This window comes from Streptomyces graminofaciens, from assembly GCF_030294945.1.
In the GTDB taxonomy this organism is placed as follows: Bacteria; Actinomycetota; Actinomycetes; order Streptomycetales; family Streptomycetaceae; genus Streptomyces; species Streptomyces graminofaciens.
In genome coordinates this window covers 9,484,537-9,500,891 of the sequence record NZ_AP018448.1, presented here as the reverse complement: position 1 = coordinate 9,500,891, position 16,355 = coordinate 9,484,537, and the positions used below count along the sequence as shown (strand labels likewise).

Annotated in this window: 11 protein-coding genes; 7 read left to right on the top strand and 4 right to left on the bottom strand. The window is 70.5% G+C overall.

Annotated elements, in window-relative coordinates; translation table 11 throughout:
• Window positions 1-29: 29 nt before the first annotated feature.
• Window positions 30-3,569, bottom strand: coding sequence for a DNA polymerase III subunit alpha (gene dnaE / locus SGFS_RS41765; RefSeq protein ID WP_286257539.1), 3,540 nt, complete (start codon window positions 3,567-3,569; stop codon window positions 30-32).
• Between the two features lie 204 nt (window positions 3,570-3,773).
• Here dnaE and SGFS_RS41760 point away from each other — a divergent pair, with 204 nt between their 5' ends.
• The 3 genes from SGFS_RS41760 (at window position 3,774) to SGFS_RS41750 (ending at window position 6,795) form a co-directional block, all read left to right on the top strand.
• Entirely contained in the window at window positions 3,774-5,099 is a 1,326-nt protein-coding gene (locus SGFS_RS41760) for a DUF2252 domain-containing protein (protein WP_286257538.1), read from the top strand.
• A gap of 125 nt (window positions 5,100-5,224) precedes the next feature.
• Complete coding sequence (locus SGFS_RS41755) at window positions 5,225-5,917, top strand: hypothetical protein (RefSeq protein WP_286257537.1); 693 nt, start codon at window positions 5,225-5,227, stop codon at window positions 5,915-5,917.
• A gap of 77 nt (window positions 5,918-5,994) precedes the next feature.
• The gene (locus tag SGFS_RS41750; RefSeq protein ID WP_286260319.1) at window positions 5,995-6,795 is read left to right on the top strand and encodes a DsbA family protein; all 801 of its coding nucleotides are present in this window, start codon (window positions 5,995-5,997) and stop codon (window positions 6,793-6,795) included.
• A 105-nt stretch (window positions 6,796-6,900) separates the two neighbouring features.
• Here SGFS_RS41750 and SGFS_RS41745 read toward each other — a convergent pair whose 3' ends face one another.
• On the bottom strand, window positions 6,901-7,533 hold the full coding sequence (locus SGFS_RS41745; RefSeq protein WP_286257536.1) for a hypothetical protein: 633 nt from the start codon (window positions 7,531-7,533) through the stop codon (window positions 6,901-6,903).
• 264 nt (window positions 7,534-7,797) lie between these two features.
• On the opposite strand from SGFS_RS41745, the gene SGFS_RS41740 reads away from it, so the two are divergent.
• The gene (locus tag SGFS_RS41740; protein ID WP_286257534.1) at window positions 7,798-11,145 is read left to right on the top strand and encodes an AAA family ATPase; all 3,348 of its coding nucleotides are present in this window, start codon (window positions 7,798-7,800) and stop codon (window positions 11,143-11,145) included.
• 252 nt (window positions 11,146-11,397) lie between these two features.
• Here SGFS_RS41740 and SGFS_RS41735 read toward each other — a convergent pair whose 3' ends face one another.
• On the bottom strand, window positions 11,398-11,988 hold the full coding sequence (locus SGFS_RS41735; protein WP_286257533.1) for a TetR/AcrR family transcriptional regulator: 591 nt from the start codon (window positions 11,986-11,988) through the stop codon (window positions 11,398-11,400).
• 75 nt (window positions 11,989-12,063) lie between these two features.
• On the opposite strand from SGFS_RS41735, the gene SGFS_RS41730 reads away from it, so the two are divergent.
• Together SGFS_RS41730 and SGFS_RS41725 are read left to right on the top strand one after the other, a co-directional pair.
• A complete protein-coding gene (locus SGFS_RS41730; RefSeq protein ID WP_286257531.1) occupies window positions 12,064-12,390 on the top strand; it encodes a rhodanese-like domain-containing protein in 327 nt (108 codons plus the stop codon).
• A 358-nt stretch (window positions 12,391-12,748) separates the two neighbouring features.
• On the top strand, window positions 12,749-14,404 hold the full coding sequence (locus SGFS_RS41725) for an alkaline phosphatase D family protein (protein ID WP_286257530.1): 1,656 nt from the start codon (window positions 12,749-12,751) through the stop codon (window positions 14,402-14,404).
• A 25-nt stretch (window positions 14,405-14,429) separates the two neighbouring features.
• Here the strand turns inward: SGFS_RS41725 and SGFS_RS41720 are convergent, their stop codons facing one another.
• Window positions 14,430-14,999 (bottom strand): dienelactone hydrolase family protein, encoded by a 570-nt coding sequence (locus SGFS_RS41720; protein WP_286257528.1) that lies wholly within the window; start codon window positions 14,997-14,999, stop codon window positions 14,430-14,432.
• A gap of 131 nt (window positions 15,000-15,130) precedes the next feature.
• Between SGFS_RS41720 and SGFS_RS41715 the strand changes: the two genes are divergently transcribed.
• The gene (locus SGFS_RS41715) at window positions 15,131-16,261 is read left to right on the top strand and encodes a mechanosensitive ion channel family protein (RefSeq protein ID WP_286257526.1); all 1,131 of its coding nucleotides are present in this window, start codon (window positions 15,131-15,133) and stop codon (window positions 16,259-16,261) included.
• The last annotated feature ends 94 nt before the right edge of the window (window positions 16,262-16,355 follow it).

The following is a 16,355-nucleotide window of genomic DNA, read 5'->3' as shown; positions in this document are numbered from 1 at the left end:
CGCCCCTCATGTACGTCAGTACGCGGCGCTCAGCCTGCCAGGCAGGACGGGCCGAGCAGGACCTTCAGGTCGCCGAAGAGCGCCGGGTCCGGCTTCACCCGGTGCCGGTCGAGGCGCAGTACGGTCGTCTTGGTCGGGCCCTGGAGCCTGATGCGGACCTCGCTGTCGCCCTTGTGGTGGCTGAGGATCTCACCGAGGCGGTTGACCATGGGCGGGGTGACCCGGGTCGCCGGGATCGTGAGGATCACCGGTGCGTTCGTGCCCGCGTTCGACAAATCCGGGACCTGGAGTTCCATCGCGACCAGGCGCGGCACGTCCTCGCGCTTGTCGAGGCGGCCCTTGACGAACACGACCGCGTCCTCGACGAGTTGGGTCGACACGAGCTGGTAGGTCGCCGGGAAGAACATGCACTCGATCGAACCGGCCAGGTCCTCGACGGTGGCGATGGCCCAGGCGTTGCCCTGCTTGGTCATCTTGCGCTGGAGGCCGGAGATGATGCCGCCGATGGTGACGACCGCGCCGTCCGCGTGCTCACCTCCGGTGAGCTGGGCGATGCCCGCGTCGGCCTTGTCGGACAGCACATGCTCCAGGCCGAAGAGCGGGTGGTCGGAGACGTACAGACCGAGCATCTCCCGCTCCTGGGCGAGCAGATACGTCTTCTCCCACTCGTCCTCGGAGAAGGTGACGTCGAGGCCGAAGCCGGGCTCGCTGGTCTCCTCCTCGCCCATTCCGCCGAAGAGGTCGAACTGGCCCTCGGCCTCCTTGCGCTTGACCGCGACCACGTTGTCGATCATCGGCTCGTACTGCGCGGTGAGGCCCTTGCGGGTGTGCCCCATCGTGTCGAACGCGCCGGCCTTGATCAGGGATTCCGTGGTCCGCTTGTTGCAGGCGACCGCCTCGACCTTGTCGAGGTAGTCCGGGAAGGAGGCGTACTTCCCCTTGGCCTTGCGGCTGCGGATGATCGACTCGACCACGTTCGTGCCGACGTTGCGCACGGCCTCCAGGCCGAAGAGGATCACGTCGTCGCCCTGCGCGGCGAAGTTGTGCACCGATTCGTTGACGTTGGGCGGGAGCACCTTGATGCCCATGCGCCGGCACTCGTTCAGATAGATCGCGGACTTGTCCTTGTCGTCCTTGACCGAGGTGAGCAGTCCGGCCATGTACTCGGCGGGGTAGTTCGCCTTGAGGTACGCGGTCCAGTACGACACCAGGCCGTACGCGGCGGAGTGGGCCTTGTTGAAGGCGTAGCCGGCGAAGGGGACCAGCACGTCCCACAGGGCCTGGATGGCCTCGTCGCTGTAGCCGTTCTTCTGGGCGCCGGACTGGAAGATGGTGAAGTTCTTCGCCAGTTCCTCGGGCTTCTTCTTGCCCATCACGCGGCGGAGGATGTCGGCCTCGCCGAGCGAGTACCCGGCGATGATCTGGGCGGCCTTCTGCACCTGCTCCTGGTAGACGATCAGGCCGTAGGTGACCGCCAGGACCTCTTCGAGGGGCTCCTCCAGCTCCTTGTGGATCGGCGTGATCTCCTGGAGCTTGTTCTTGCGGAGGGCGTAGTTGGTGTGCGAGTCCATGCCCATCGGGCCGGGACGGTAGAGCGCGGAGACGGCGGAGATGTCTTCGAAGTTGTCGGGCTTCATCAGGCGCAGCAGCGAGCGCATGGGGCCGCCGTCGAACTGGAAGACGCCCAGGGTGTCGCCGCGCTGGAGCAGTTCGAAGGTCTTCGGATCGTCGAGCGGGAGGCTCAGCAGATCGATGTCGATGCCCTTGTTGGACTTCACCATCTTGACGGCGTCGTCCATGATCGTGAGGTTGCGCAGGCCGAGGAAGTCCATCTTCAGCAGGCCGAGCGACTCACAGCTCGGGTAGTCCCACTGTGTGATGGTCACGCCGTCGGTGTGCCTCACCCACACGGGAACGTGCTCGGTGATGGTCTCGCTGGACATGATCACGCCGGCGGCGTGCACACCCATCTGCCGGACCAGGCCCTCGACGCCCTTGGCGGTGTCGATGACCTTCTTCACGTCCGGTTCGTTCTCGTACATCGACCGGATCTCGCCGGCCTCGCTGTAACGAGGGTGCGAGGGGTCGGTGATGCCGTTGAGGTCGATGCCCTTGCCCAGGACGTCGGCGGGCATGGCCTTGGTGAGGCGGTCGCCCATCGCGTACGGGTAGCCCAGCACGCGCGCGGAGTCCTTGATGGCGTTCTTGGCCTTGATCTTGCCGTACGTGCCGATCATGGCGACCTTGTCGGCGCCGTACTTCTCGGTCACATACCTGATGACCTCGACGCGTCGGCGCTCGTCGAAGTCGATGTCGACATCGGGCATGGAGATGCGCTCGGGGTTGAGGAACCGCTCGAAGATCAGGCCGTGCGGGATGGGGTCGAGGTCGGTGATGCCGAGGGCGTACGCGACGATCGAGCCGGCCGCGGAGCCTCGGCCGGGGCCGACCGCGATGCCCTGCTTCTTGGCCCACATGATGAAGTCGGCGACCACGAGGAAGTAGCCCGGGAACCCCATCGAGATGATGGTGTCCATCTCGTACTCGACCTGCTTCACACGGTCGTCCGGGATGCCGCCGGGGAAACGGCGCTGCATGCCGCGCATGGTCTCCTCGCGGAACCAGCTGACCTCCGTGTAGCCCTCGGGGATGTCGAACTTCGGCATGAGGTTCCTGGCCTCGAACATGCCGGCGGTGTCGATCTGCTCGGCGACCAGGCGGGTGTTGGCGCAGCCCTCCTGCCAGGCGTCCGAGGAGTCGATGGCGTACATCTCGTCCGTGGACTTCAGGTAGTAGCCCGTGCCGTCGAACTTGAAGCGGTCCGGGTCGGAGAGGTTCTTGCCGGTCTGGATGCACAGCAGGGCGTCGTGGGCGGTCGCCTCGCTCGCGTAGGTGTAGTGCGAGTCGTTGGTGACCAGCGGGGGGATGCCGAGCTTCTTGCCGATCTCCAGGAGGCCGTCGCGGACCCGGTGCTCGATCTCGATGCCGTGGTCCATCAACTCCAGGAAGTAACGGTCCTTGCCGAAGATGTCCTGGTACTCGGAGGCCGCCTTCAGCGCCTCGTCGAACTGGCCGAGGCGCAGCCGGGTCTGGAGCTCGCCGGAGGGACAGCCGGTGGAGGCGATGAGGCCCTCGGACCACTTGGAGATGGTCTCCTTGTCCATGCGGGGCCACTTCTGCAGCCAGCCCTCGGCGTACGCGTCCGAGGAGAGGCGGAAGAGGTTGTGCAGGCCCGTCGCGTCGGCCGCCCAGATCGTCTTGTGGGTGTAACCACCGGAACCGGAGACGTCGTCCCGCTTCTGGTGCGGCTGGCCCCACTGGATCTTGCGCTTGTTGCGCCGGGACTCGGGGGCGACGTACGCCTCGATGCCGATGATCGGGGTGATTCCGGACTTCTTCGCCGTGTGGAAGAAGTCGTACGCGCCGTGGAGGTTGCCGTGGTCGGACATGGCGATATGGCTCATGCCCATCTCGTTGCACGCGTTGAACATGTCCTTGAGCCGCGCGGCACCGTCCAGCAGCGAGTACTGGGTGTGGACGTGCAGGTGCGTGAACGGCGGCTTTGACACGGCTTCGGCCTCCAAGGGAAACAGGCGTGAACGACTTCCCCACGGGCTGCGGACAGTCTGGGGGACAGCGTCGAAGTCTATGCCTCGGCGCTGACACCCGAGGGTCTGTCCCCCGTACCTTCGTAGCGGAGTCGCGGGCACTCCCGCGTACCGTCGGACGTTCAACAGCCGACCCACCCGTGATCCACCAGGAGGCACCCAGCGATGTCGGTTCCGCAGCTCAGCGACGAGCGACGCGGCGAGGAGATCCTCGCCGTCTTCGACACCGCGTTCGGCCAGCTCCTGGCCGCCGACCCGGCCGCGTTCCGCGTGAAGTTCCGGAAGATGGCGGCCTCGGCCTTCGCGTTCTACCGGGGCACGGCCTGCCTCTTCTACAACGACCTCGACGCGGAGAAGACCGGGGGTCCCTACCTCGACGAACGCACCTCGCGCGTGTGGATCCACGGCGATCTGCACGCGGAGAACTTCGGCACGTACATGGACTCCACGGGCCGTCTGATCTTCAACGTGAACGACTTCGACGAGGCGTACGTCGCCCCCTTCACCTGGGACCTGAAGCGCTTCGCGGCCTCCGTGGCCCTGATCGGGTACGCGAAGGCGCTCAGCGACGAGCAGATCACGGAGCTGGTGACGACCTACGCGGGCGCGTACCGCGAGCGGATCCACGCCGTGGCGGCCGGCGCCAAGCGGGACGAGGTGCCCCCGTTCACGCTGGACACCGCCCACGGCCCCCTGCTGGACGCGCTGCGTGACGCGCGCTCGCTGACCCGTTTCGGGCTGCTGGACTCGATGACGGAGATCCGTGACTTCGAGCGCCGCTTCGCGCCCGGCGGCGGCTCCATCGAGCTGGACGCGGCCACGCGCTACAAGGTGCTGGCCGCCTTCGACGGCTATCTGGAGACGCTGCCGGAGTCCTCACTGACCCGCCCGGACTCGTACCGGGTGAAGGACGTCGTCGGCCGCCGGGGCATCGGCATCGGCTCGGCCGGCCTGCCGTCGTACAACATCCTGCTGGAGGGCAACAGCGACGCCCTGGAGAACGACGTCGTGATCTACATCAAGCAGGCCCAGACCCCGGCCGTCTCCCGGCACATCACGGACCAGCGGATCGGGGGCTACTTCCAGCACGAGGGCCACCGCACGGTGATCTCCCAGCGCGCCCTCCAGGCGCACGCGGATCCGTGGCTCGGCTGGACCGAGCTGGACGGCGCGGGCCAGCTGGTCGCTGAGGTGTCGCCGTACGCGGTGGATCTGGACTGGGGCGACATCGACGACCCGGAGGAGATCGGCGCGGTCGTCGCCGACCTCGGCCGGGCCACGGCCACGATGCACGCGGCGGCGGACGACCTGTCCGGGCAGTCCCTGGTGCCGTTCTCGACGGAGCGGGCCATCGACGCGGCCATCGCGGCGGACGAGGAGGGCTTCGCGCCCCTGCTGGTGGACTTCGCGCACAGCTACGGCGCACGCGCGCGTGCCGACCACCAGATCTTCGTCGACCTGTTCCGCAACGGCCGGATCCCCGGTCTGTAAGGGGCTTTCAGGTCGGCCTGCGAGGTGGCTTGCAAGCCGCCTCGCAGGTCGGCTGTGAAGATCACGCACCCACAGGGGGGCTTTAGGGGTCCCTTACGGGGGTACGTGGGACACTCGCCAACGCCATGGACATACCCGGGACCCCTCTCAGAGCCGTACGCGCGGCGCTCTTCACGGCACTCGTCGTGACGCTCGGCACCGCGTCGCACGTCCTGCTGTCCCGGACCCCGCTGCCGCCGGCCACCGTGGCCGCGGTCGCCGCCGCCGTCTTCGTCGTCGCGTACGCGCTGGCGGGCGGCGGTCGCGAGCGCGGCTTCGGACGGATCGCCACCGGGCTGATCCCGCTGGAGCTGGCCGCCGACACGGTCTTCACCACGGGCCAGCACGCCTGTTACGGCAAGGCGGGCGGCCCGGTCACGGGCCCGCTGCGCCAGGTCGGCCTGGACATGCTGTGCGGCGGCGGCAGTGTGGGCTCCCCGCTCGCGCGGGTCACGGGCGACTCCGAGCGGGCCGCCGCGCTGCTCGCGGGCGCCGGTCCCTCCACCGCCTGGCTGCTGCTCGCCGCGCACCTCGGCGTGGGGCTCCTCGCGGCCGCCTGGCTGCGGCGCGGCGAGCGGGCGCTGGCCCAGCTGCTCGCCGCCGCGGTCGCCGCCGGGTTCCGGCCGCTGCTGCTCGCGGTCGCCGCCGTGACCGTCCGCCCCGCCCCGGCCGCACACCGGCCGACGCGCGCGGCGGACCGTACGGCCACCGCTCGCGCCCTGCTCTTCGCCCACTCCCTGGGACGGCGTGGACCGCCGTGCTCGGTCACCTTCGCGTGACCGCTCTCTGAGCACCGCCAGTCCACCACCCGTATCCCGCGTACGACAGGTGCGCGTCCCCCATGGAGATCACCAAGATGAGCAAGCGGAACAGCCAGGCGTCGAAGTCGGCGGCCCGTGACCGGCTGCGTCTGGAGCGCGAGCGTCAGGCCAAGCGTGACAAGGCCAAGCGGCAGGGCATCGTGGCCGGTTCGGTCGTCGTCGTTCTCGCGATAGCCGGCGGCATCGGTTACGCCGTCGTACAGAACAACCAGCCCACGAAGTGGGAGGACGCCGCCTCCGCGAAGGTGGTCACACCCGCCAACACCTCGGGCAAGAACGGCACGACGGTGCTGATCGGCGACTCCAAGTCCGACAACGTGGTCCACCTCTACGAGGACCCGCGCTGCCCGGCCTGCGCCCAGTTCGAGCAGACCGTCGGCGAGACGGTCAACAAGGGCATGGAGGACGGCGACTACAAGCTGTCCTTCACGATCGGCACCTTCCTCGACGACCGGCTCACCGGCGAGGGCTCCAAGAACGCGCTGAGCGCGCTCGGCGCGGCGCTGAACGTCAGCCCGGAGGCGTTCCTCGAGTACAAGACGGCCCTGTACTCGACGAAGTACCACCCGGAGGAGACGACCGACGAGCTGGCCAAGGACAGCTATCTGATCAAGGTGGCCAACACGGTCGACGCGCTGAAGAACAACAAGAAGTTCCAGGACGCCGTGAAGAAGGGCACCTACGACCCCTGGGCGATGAAGATGAGCAAGTCCTTCGACACCGCCAAGGACGTCGACTCGACCCCGACGATCAAGATCAACGACAAGAAGATCACCAACCCGTCGGCGGTCGCCGACTGGGAGACCGCGCTCAAGGACGCGGGCGTCACGAAGTAGGCGAAGCACGTGTGCGAGGGCGGGCGGACTCCTTCGAGTGCGCCCGCCCTCGCGGCACGTCATCCGACGCGACATCGGGCGCGACATCGGGCGCGACATCGGGCACTACGGCGCGATGAACGGCTTGATGTGCTTGCGGTAGTCCTCGGGTTCGACCTCGTTGTAGTACTTGTCCTTGTCCTCGCCCTTCGAGGTGAGCATGTACACCGGGCACTCGTCGGACTCGGCCGTGCCTTTGTGCTCGTCCAGCTTCTTGCCCGTACGCGCGTCGAGGACCCGCACCCGGTACGAGGTGTTGTACGTCCGCACCTTCAGCGGCTTGCCGTCGTCGGTCTCCATGTCGCACACCTTGCCGGTGGCGGTCGCCTTGGTGCGCTCGACGCAGACGACCAGTTCGGCCTTGGCCACCTTGTCGTCGTAGTCGAGGAACCAGCCCTTGGGGAAGTCCCCGTCGGTGGACAAGTCGCTGTTCCAGCCGTCGCCGGTGGTGCTCATGAGAACCGCGGGGTGCACGGTCTTCTTCGTACGGTCGTAGGCGGGCAGACCCGCGAAGCCGAGCCCGTCCGCGCACACGCGCTCCAGGTCCCAGTCGCTCTCCGGGACCTCCGGTTTCTCCTCGGCCGCCTTCGCCGACGACGCCCCGTCCCCGCTCCCCCCGGAACCCGCGAGGGGTGACGAACACCCGCACAGGACCACACCCAGCACTCCCGCGGTGACCCACACCCGCGCACGCCGCATCGACTACCTCCCTGCCGTGAGAAATAGGCAGGCAGGGCATGTCCCCCCGGGTCATGCCCTGTCCCCCCTGCCCCGCTGGAAGAGAGCGTGCCGGACGGCGGCGGCCCTGTTATGGGGGAAGACCCCCCACATAGTTGTGCGGGCGCTGTGAACATGGGTACAACGCTCTACGTACGATCCGAAGAGGCATTCGACGGGCGCCTGAGGGGCACCCCGCGAAAGAGGCGCTGGGGGCCGGAGTTGTCGTCGTTGTCGTCGCCCGCCATGGTCGGCAGAGAGGCGGAGCTGGACCTGCTGACGGCGTCCGTCCGGTCGGCCCGTGAGGGGCGGGGGTCGTCGGTGTTCGTGCTGGGCGAGCCCGGCATAGGCAAGTCACGGCTCGTCGAGGAGGCCGCGTCCCGTGCCGCGCGCACCGGATCGCGGATGCTGCGGGGGCGGGCCGCGTCCGCCGGGCGCGCGGTGCCGCTGCGCCCGCTCGCCGAGGCCGTGTTCTCCGGGCTGCGCGGCGAAGGGGCGCCCTCGGGCGCGGACCTCGGCCCCTACGAGCAGCTGCTTGCACGGTTGTGCGGGCTGGCGCCGCAGGACGGCGCGCCGCTCGTCGGGTACGCCGAGGCGGTGTTACGGCTCCTGGACGTGCTCGGGCGGACCGGCGGCGGCAGCGGCGGCGGCTGTGTCCTCGTACTGGAGGACCTGCACGACGCGGACGCCGACACGCTCGCCGTCGTCGACTATCTGACGGACAACCTCTCCGGGCAGCGGAGCGTCCTGCTGGCCACCCTGCGCGGTGAGCCCGGTCCGGCCCTCGACCTCGCCGAGGCCGCCACGTCCCGCCGCGCGGCCCGCACCCTCCGCCTCACCCGGCTGGGGCCCGCCCGTACCGCCGAGCTGGCCGCCCGCTGTCTGGGCCACGGCGGCGCCGACGAGGTCCCGGAGGCCGTCCTCGGCAGGCTGCACGCCGTCTCCGAGGGCGTCCCCTTCGTGGTGGAGGAACTACTGCGGTCCATGGTCGACGGCGGCAGCCTCGTCCGGTTACGGGGTTCCGGTTGGGCGGTGACCGGGTCGCTGGACGCCGGTGTGCCCGCGTCGGTCGCCGCCGCCGTCCTCCAGCGTGTGGACCGGCTGGCACCGCACGGTGTCGCGCTTCTGGAGGCGGCGGCGATCCTGGGCCGGCGGTTCCCCGTGGACATCGCCGCCCGCGTGGCCGGGCTCGACCGGGCCACGGCGCTCGCCCAGCTGCGCCACGCGGCACACGTCGACCTGGTCACGGACGGCACCGCGAACGCCGAGCCCGGCTGGCACACGTTCCGGCACGCCCTGACCGCCGACGCCATCGCCGGGCGGCTGCTGCCCGCCGAACGGGTGACGCTCTGCCTCGCCGCCGCCGACGCCATCGAGTCCGGCGGAGCGGCGGGGCGGAAAACGGGGTGGCCGGGGGTGGGGGCGCTGGGAGCGGGGGCGCTGGGAACGAAGCTGCCGGGGACGGAGGGACCGGGGGCTGCCTGGCCGGGAGCGAGGGCACCGGGGACGGGTGGACCGGGGGCGGTGCCACCGGGTACGGAGCCGCCGAAGACGGAGGAACCGGGGCAAGCCTGGGCCGGAACGGAGGAACCGCGACCGGAGCCGCGGGAGACGGAGGAACCAGGGAAAGCCTGGGCGGAGGAACCGCGACCGAGGCCGCCCGAAACGAAGCAACCTGGGAAAGCCTGGGCCGCAGCAGAGGCACCACGACCGGAGCCCCCGGAAAAAGGCGGACCGGGAACAGGGGAACCGCGCCCGGAGGGCGCCCGGCCCGGCCCCGGCGGCCTGATCGGCGCGGATTCCGGCGACGACCTGTACCGCCTGGCCGCGGAGCTGTGCGTCGCCGCCGGGCAGCGGACCCGGGCGGCCGTTCTGCTCACCCGGGCCGGCCGTCAGGCGGTGGCCCGCGGCGCTTCGCTGACCGCGGTGGAACTCCTCGACCGGGGCCTGGAACTCACCACCGCCACCACGGACACCACCCCCGAGACCGTGGCCGAACTGCTGGAGGAACTGCTCCGCACGCTCGTCCTCACCGGCGACGTCCGGCGCGTCCCGGCGCTCGGCGACCGGCTGGACCGGGTCCTGACCGCGTGGGGAGCGCCGTCCGCCCGGCGCGCGGCGGGCTTCCTGACCAGGGCCCGGGCCGCCGCCACCGCGCAGCAGTGGGAGGAGGGCCTGAACACCGTACGGCGGGCACGGGAGCTGCTCGGCACCGAGCCCGACCCGGCGTCCCACGCCGCCCTGGACGCGGTCGCCGCGCATCTGATGCTCAACTCGCGGCGCCCCGACCGGCTGGAGAGCGCCCGGGCCCTCGCCGAGGGGGCCGTGGCGACCGCCGAGACGGTCGGGCTGCCGGAGGTGAGCTGCCAGGCCCTGAACATGCTCGGGTACTGTCTGCGGCCCCGCGATCTGGCCGCCACCGAAGAGGTGTTCGAGCACCTGGTGGCCACGGCGGAGGCCCATGCGCTGCCGGGCTGGCGCATTCGCGGCCTGCTCGAACTCGGCGCGCTGGACCGGATCCGGTTCACCGGGACCGAGCGGCTGCTGGCCGCGCGAAAGGCGGCCGAGGAGACCGGCGCGGTGCTGATGACGGCCTGGGCCGACATGCATCTGACGCAGGCTCATGTGCTGCGCGACGACTTCGACGGGGCCATGGAGGCCGCCGGGCGGCTCCGGACGACGGCGGCCAGGCTGCGGCTGCGCGAGGTGAAGCTGATCGGTGTCGGCGTGGACGCCGTCATCGCCGCCGCCCGGGGGGACCGGGAGGGGCTGCAGTCCGCGCTGAACGTCCTGCAGAGCGCGCTGGCCGAAGGGAGCGCCGACGCGGTCTGGGGCTACGCGGACACCTCCGTATGGGGCTGGGCCCACGGCATCTGTTCCCTGCTGCGGGAGGAGCACGAGCGTGCGCTGGCCGAGTTCACCGAGGCGGACCGGGCCATGCGGGCGCTGCCGAGCACCCGTGGGGTCACCGGTTTCCTGGGCCCGTATCTGCTGCTGCGTACCGTTCGGGACGTGGCCGACTGGGCCGAGCTGGACGGGCCCGACACCGGCCGGCTCACCGAGATCCACTGGGACCGGCCTTTCGTCGGCTGGTCCCGGGCCGTGCTGCTGGGCCGCGAGGGCCGGACCGCGGAGGCGGCCAAGGCGGCCGAGGAGGCCCTGACCGGAACGGACACCATCCCGCTGGCCCGCCATCTGTGTCTGCGCCTCGGCTCTCCGGCGGCGCTCGCCGACGGCTGGGGGCGCCCCGTCGAGTGGCTGCGCGCCTCCGAGCAGTTCTTCCACGACCGGGGCACGACCCGGATGGCGGCCGCGTGCCGCGCCCTGCTGCGGGAAGCGGGCTCTCCCGTGCCCCGCCGACGCCGGGGCCACGAGGCGATACCGGAGGAACTGCGGCGGGTCGGGGTGACCGCCCGGGAGTACGAGGTGCTGCGGCTGCTCGGCTCCCGGCTCGGCAACCAGGAGATCGCCGAGCACCTGTTCCTCTCCCCGCGGACCGTCGAGAAGCACCTCGCGAGCCTGCGCGACCGCACCGGATGCGGGGACCGGGCCGCGCTCATCGCCCTGGCCGGGCGGTACGCGGGCGGGCGGTGACGCCGGCTCCGAGTGGCCACGGTGACGCCTCGGAGCTCGCGCGGACAGGCGTGGTCTCGCGGTCGAATCCTTGCCCTAGGGCGTGTTTCGAAAGTGGCGTCGTCCGCCCGGAGGGCGGGGCCCGCGGCGTCTGGTGCGGTGCGTCGCAAGGCGGAGGGTCGTCCGCGTACTGGGCGTACGCGGACGACCCCGACAACGCGGCGAGGTGCCGTGCCAGACGCCGTGAGGCAGACGGGACGTTCGAAACACGCCCTAGGGGCTGGGGAGTTGCGTCGCCGAGCGGGCCAGGCGGACGAGGCCGGCCCGTATCCGTTGTTCGCCGAGCTCCGGCAGGAGTGCGGCCACGTGCTCGGCGGCCAGGGCGGCGAGCAGGGCGTGGGCGGTGTACTCGGGGTCGGGTGTGGTGTCCAGCAGGATCGCTGTGTGACGGTGCCAGAACCGGTAGGCCCCGATCCGGTACCGGGCGCCGACGGCGGCGGTCTCCGAGGTGCGGATGAGCGTCAGGTTCTCCAGCAGATAGTCGAAATAGGCGTCGACGAACGCGGCGAGTCGCTCGGTGGCGGCGGCTCCGGGGCCAAGCGGTGGCGGGCCGAACAGGATCGCCTCCTGCAGTACGCGCTCCCGGGCGTCAAGGAGTGCGGCGGCCAGCCCGGACTTGTCGCCGAAGCGGCGGTACAGGGTGCCCTTGCCGACGCCTGCCGCTTCGGCCACCTGGTCCATGGAGACCGCTTCCACCCCGTGCTCGGCGAACAGACGAGCGGCAGCCTCCAGCACGGCGGCACGGTTGCGTGCCGAGCGCGCCTGCTCCTTCGGGGGCGGGGTGCGCAGGAGTTCCAGCAGCATTGCAGAATCGGACTGCGGTCCGTTATTGTCATGAGCCACAACCGGACTATAGTCCGATACCTGAAAGGTAGTGGCATGACGGCACTCATCACACGAGACGAGCTGAAGACAGCGATCGACACGGGCAGCGTGACCGTCGTCGACACGCTGGGCGGCGAGTACTACGCCAAGCAGCACCTGCCCGGCGCGCTCACCCTGGTCCTGGCCGACGTCGACGCCCAGGCATCCGCCCTGCTCCCCGACCGCGACGCCGCGATCGTCACCTACTGCTCCAACCCGGCCTGCCCCAACAGCGGACAGGTCGCCGACCGGCTCACCGCCCTCGGCTACACCGACGTCCGCAAGTACCGCGAAGGCATCCAGGACTGGGTCGAGGCGGACCTCCCCACCGAATCCGCCTGACGTACGCCCGGGGGAGGGTCAGGCGAGGAGCCCTGCCCTCCCCCGGCAGTCACACGTCACTCAACGCGGTGACCAGCGCGATCAGTGTCGTCCTGGACTGCGGCGCCGACGGTGAATCCCAGTACGGCGGAAGCGGCGGCGACACCCTCCTCGGCGGCTACGGCAAAGCCTCCTGCGACGACTGACAGCACGTCACCCCTGTGCGCACCCCGGCCGCCGCCGCACGAGCGGTCACGGCCGGAACAGCCGTGCCGTTCCGCTCGCCGACCGACGAACAACCAACAGCCGCCTGAACATCGGGCGGAATTCACGTCACGCGTCTTACCCAAGCCCCTACCGATCAGTAATCTCATCCGCCGTGACCAGTCGAAGATCTCACTCCAGCCCCAACTCGCCCGCCCCGAGCCGCCGTACGGTCGTCAAGGCGGCCGCGGCCGGTGCCGTTCTCGCGGCACCGCTGGCCGCCGCGAGCCCGGCGAGCGCGGCCGAGGCCCCCGCGTTTCTGCACGGCGTCGCCTCGGGCGATCCACTGCCCGACGGTGTCCTGCTGTGGACCCGTGTGACGCCCACCGCCGAGGCGATACCCGGCTCCGGTCTCGGCCCGGACACCGAGGTGAGCTGGACCGTCGCCAGGGACAAGGCGTTCACGCAGGTCGTCGCCAAGGGCACGACCACCGCGAGGGCCGCCTCCGACCACACCGTCAAGGCCGACGTACGGGGCCTCGCGCCGGCCACCGACTACTGGTTCCGCTTCTCCGCCGGCGGCACCGACTCGCCCGCCGCCCGCACCCGGACCGCCCCGGCCGCCGACACCGCCACGACCGGCCTGCGCTTCGGCGTGGTCTCCTGCGCCAACTGGGAGGGCGGCTACTTCTCCGCCTACCGCCATCTGGCCGCGCGCGGCGACCTGGACGCCTGGCTGCATCTGGGCGACTACATCTACGAGTACGGCACCGGCGAGTACGGCACACGCGACAAGGTCGTACGCCCGCACGCGCCGACCCACGAGATCCTCACCCTCGCCGACTACCGCGTCCGGCACGCCCGTTACAAGACCGACCCCGACCTCCAGGCCCTGCACGCGGTCGCGCCGGTCATCGCGATCTGGGACGACCACGAGATCGCCAACGACGCCTGGTCGGGCGGCGCCGAGAACCACACCGAGGGCACGGAGGGCACCTGGGCGGCCCGTCAGTCGGCGGCCAAGCAGGCGTACTTCGAGTGGATGCCGGTGCGCCCGGCGATCGCGGGCACCACCTACCGCAGGCTGCGCTTCGGCAAGCTCGCCGACCTCTCCCTGCTCGATCTGCGCTCCTTCCGCTCCCAGCAGGTGGGCGTCGGCGACGGCAAGGTCGACGACCCGGACCGCACCCTGACCGGCCGGGCCCAACTCGACTGGCTGAAGGCCGGGTTGACGGCATCGGACACCACCTGGCGGCTGGTCGGCAACTCGGTGATGATCGCCCCCTTCGCCCTCGGCAACCTCACCGCCGACCTCTTCGAACCCCTCGCCGAACTGCTCGGCCTGCCGACGGAGGGCCTCGCTCTCAACCCCGACCAGTGGGACGGCTACACCGACGACCGCCGCGAACTCCTCGCCCACCTGCGGAGCAACTCGATCCGCAACACCGTCTTCCTCACCGGCGACATCCACATGGCCTGGGCCAACGACGTGCCGGTCAACGCCGGCACGTATCCGCTGTCGCCCTCCGCCGCCACCGAGTTCGTGGTCACCTCGGTCACCTCTGACAACCTCGACGACCTCGTCAAGGTCCCCGAGGGCACCGTCTCCGCGCTGGCCTCGCCGCTGATCCGCGCGGCCAACCGGCACGTCCACTGGGTCGACACGGACCGCCACGGCTACGGCGTCCTGGACATCACCGCCGAGCGCGCGCAGATGGACTTCTACGTCCTGTCCGACCGCACCAAGGCCGACGCGACCTCCTCCTGGGCCCGCTCGTACCGCACCCGCAGCGGAACCCAGAAGGTGGAGCGCACCTACGACCCCGTATGACCCCTGGGCGCGTCCAGCAGGACTCTCAGAGGGATTCGAGGAAGCCGAGCGCCACCGCCCAGGTGGCCTCGGCGGCCTCCTCGTCGTAGTCGGGCAGGTCGGGGTCGGTGTAGAGGTGACCGGCTCCGGCGTATCTGTAGACCTCCACGTCGGCGCCCGCCCTGCGCATCTGGAGATACCAGGCGCTCAGCCAGTCGTCCGTCTCGAACGGGTCGGGCTCGGCGACATGCAGCTGGACGGGCAGGTCGTCCACGGTCGCGTTCGCCGCGATGTCGGACGTACCGTGCAGAAGCAGCAGGCCACGGGCGTTGTTGTCGCCGAGCGCCAGGGTCTGCGCGGTCGCGGCGCCGAGCGAGAACCCGGCGTAGACGAGCCCCCGGTCCGAGTAGGGGGCCGCCGCCAGAACGGCCCGCTTGAGCAGCTCTTCCTTCCCTGTCTGCTGGTTGTAGGCCATGCCCTCCTCGACCGTCTCGAACGTGCGGCCCTCGAAGAGGTCGGGGGTCCACACCTCGTGTCCCGCGGCACGCAGCCGGTCCGCCGCGGCACGCACGGCCGGGCGCAGACCGTAGATCGAGTGGAAGAGCATGATGTTCATGAGCCCATGGTGCCAGCCACCACTGACGACGCCCGTCCGGGGCGGCGTCGGACCAGGAGGAACAAGCGGTACGCGCAGCCGTACGGGGGCCGCATGTTCACACGACACCGCGGTCCCTTACGGTCGAGGGCATGGAGAACGTACTGCGTCCGCTGATCGTCATCGGCGGTTCGGTCGTGCTCGCTCTGCTTATCGGGTGGGCCGTGGACCGGCTGCTGCGCAAGGTCGACGAACGGCACAGCGAGACCCCACTGTGGGGTCTGCTGCGCCGCGGCCGTGTCCCCTTCCAGCTCGTGCTGTGCACGGCCGCCCTGAGAACCACCTATGACGAGGCACAGCTCCTCGTGGAGCACCGGACCGCCGTCGGCCGGGCCCTCACGCTGGTCCTCATCGGCTCCACGGCCTGGCTGATCGTGCGGATCACGGCCGCGATCGTGGAGACCTCGTACAGCCGGTACGCGAGCGCCCACCGCGACCCGGCCCGGCTCCGTCGCGTACGGACCCAGGTCACGCTGATCATGCGGGTGGTCGCGGCGGTCGTCGGTGTGGTGGCCGCGGCCTCCATGCTCCTCACCTTCCCGGCGATGCGCGCGGCCGGTGCCTCGCTGCTGGCCTCGGCGGGCATCCTGGGCATCGTCGCCGGCATCGCCGCGCAGTCCACGCTCAGCAACCTCTTCGCGGGGCTGCAGATCGCCTTCGGCGACATGGTGCGCCTCGGCGACGTGGTCGTGGTGGAGGGCGAGTGGGGCACGGTCGACGAGATCACGCTCACCTTCCTGACGGTGCGCACCTGGGACGAGCGCCGCATCACGATGCCCGTCTCCTACTTCACCGCCAAACCCTTCGAGAACTGGTCGCGCGGCGGTGCCCAGATGACCGGCACGGTCTTCCTGCACGTCGACCACGCCGCCCCGCTGCCCGCGATGCGCGAGCACCTCCGCGACATCCTGCGCGCCTGCCCCGCCTGGGACGGCCGCCACTTCGACCTGACGGTCACCGACTCGACGCCCACGACCATGGAGCTGCGGGCCGTGGTCACCGCCAAGGACCCGGACGACCTGTGGACGGTACGCGTCACCGTCCGCGAACACCTGATCCGGTGGCTGACCGACGCCCACCCGTACGCCCTCCCCCGCGTCAACACGGCCGACGCGGTCCTCCCCCCGGCCCACCCGAACTCCGTGCCCCACCAGGACGGCACCTCACAGCGCACGACACGGGGCCGCATACACGAGGCACCGAGAACGCCGGGCCGGGGCTGAGGCCCCACACGGGAGCAGGAACGGTCAGCCGCCGACGGCGCCCAACCTCCACGGCAACCCCCACGAGAGACCCGCATTTCCAAGAGGGGAGCAA

Excerpts from the sequence above, each read along its gene's own strand:
- SGFS_RS41745 (WP_286257536.1), bottom strand. The coding sequence starts at position 7,533 with ATGCGGCGTGCGCGGGTGTGGGTCACCGCGGGAGTGCTGGGTGTGGTC.
- SGFS_RS41730 (WP_286257531.1), top strand. The coding sequence starts at position 12,064 with ATGACGGCACTCATCACACGAGACGAGCTGAAGACAGCGATCGACACG.
- SGFS_RS41760 (WP_286257538.1), top strand. The coding sequence starts at position 3,774 with ATGTCGGTTCCGCAGCTCAGCGACGAGCGACGCGGCGAGGAGATCCTC.
- SGFS_RS41755 (WP_286257537.1), top strand. The coding sequence starts at position 5,225 with ATGGACATACCCGGGACCCCTCTCAGAGCCGTACGCGCGGCGCTCTTC.
- SGFS_RS41750 (WP_286260319.1), top strand. The coding sequence starts at position 5,995 with ATGAGCAAGCGGAACAGCCAGGCGTCGAAGTCGGCGGCCCGTGACCGG.
- SGFS_RS41735 (WP_286257533.1), bottom strand. The coding sequence starts at position 11,988 with ATGCTGCTGGAACTCCTGCGCACCCCGCCCCCGAAGGAGCAGGCGCGC.
- SGFS_RS41740 (WP_286257534.1), top strand. The coding sequence starts at position 7,798 with ATGGTCGGCAGAGAGGCGGAGCTGGACCTGCTGACGGCGTCCGTCCGG.
- SGFS_RS41715 (WP_286257526.1), top strand. The coding sequence starts at position 15,131 with ATGGAGAACGTACTGCGTCCGCTGATCGTCATCGGCGGTTCGGTCGTG.
- SGFS_RS41720 (WP_286257528.1), bottom strand. The coding sequence starts at position 14,999 with ATGAACATCATGCTCTTCCACTCGATCTACGGTCTGCGCCCGGCCGTG.